Origin of the sequence: Ralstonia sp. TCR112 (genome assembly GCF_007997035.1) — a bacterium.
In the GTDB taxonomy this organism is placed as follows: domain Bacteria; phylum Pseudomonadota; class Gammaproteobacteria; order Burkholderiales; family Burkholderiaceae; genus Ralstonia; species Ralstonia edaphi.
The window spans coordinates 1-713 of sequence record NZ_VOSS01000208.1 but is presented as its reverse complement, the minus strand read 5'-3'; the positions used below and the strand labels follow the sequence as shown (position 1 = coordinate 713).

1 protein-coding gene is annotated in these 713 nt (G+C 67.6%); it reads right to left on the bottom strand.

Annotated elements, in window-relative coordinates; genetic code table 11:
- On the bottom strand, positions 1 to 713 hold a 713-nt coding region (gene fliF, locus FUT88_RS25320; protein ID WP_147219305.1), incomplete at both ends, for a flagellar basal-body MS-ring/collar protein FliF.

Sequence of the window (713 nt, the reverse complement as noted above, 5' to 3'; positions counted from 1 at the left end):
GCGGCTGGTTGGACAGCGCGCCGGGCACGCCGCCCTGGGCGTCGGCCTTGTTCTGCGTGGCTTCGGCGGTGTGCGTGCTGCGCACGGCGGCGTTGGCCGGGTCCTGGTTGGGACGATACGTCTCGGCCATCTGCTCGGTGTTGTCCAGATCGACGTCGGCCGTCACCTGCGCGCGCACGTTGTCTTCGCCCACCACGGGGCCGAGGATGGCTTCGATGCGCTTGATATAGCCCTGCTCGACGTCGCGCACGTAGCTCAGCTGCGTCGGGTCGAGGCCCGAGGCGTTGTCCTGGAACGACGACGACAGCAAACGGCCGGACTGGTCGACCACCGTCACGTTGGCCAGCGGCAGGTTCGGCACGCTGCTCGACACCAGGTGGCCAATGGCCTGCACCTGCGAGCGGTCGAGCATGCGGCCCGGATACAGCTTGAGGAGCACCGAGGCGCTCGGCTTGGCCTGCTCGCGCACGAACACCGACGGCTTGGTCATCGCCAGATGCACGCGGGCGGACTGCACCTCCTGCATGGCCTGGATGGTGCGGGCCAGCTCGCCTTCCAGGGCGCGCTGGTAATTGACTTGCTCGGCAAACTGGCTCGTGCCGAATTTCTGGTTCTCCATCAGCTCGAAGCCGGCCTGGCCGCCCTTGGGCAGGCCTTGCGAAGCGAGCTTCAGACGCGCTTCATGCACGCTTGCCTCGGGCACCATGATGGCG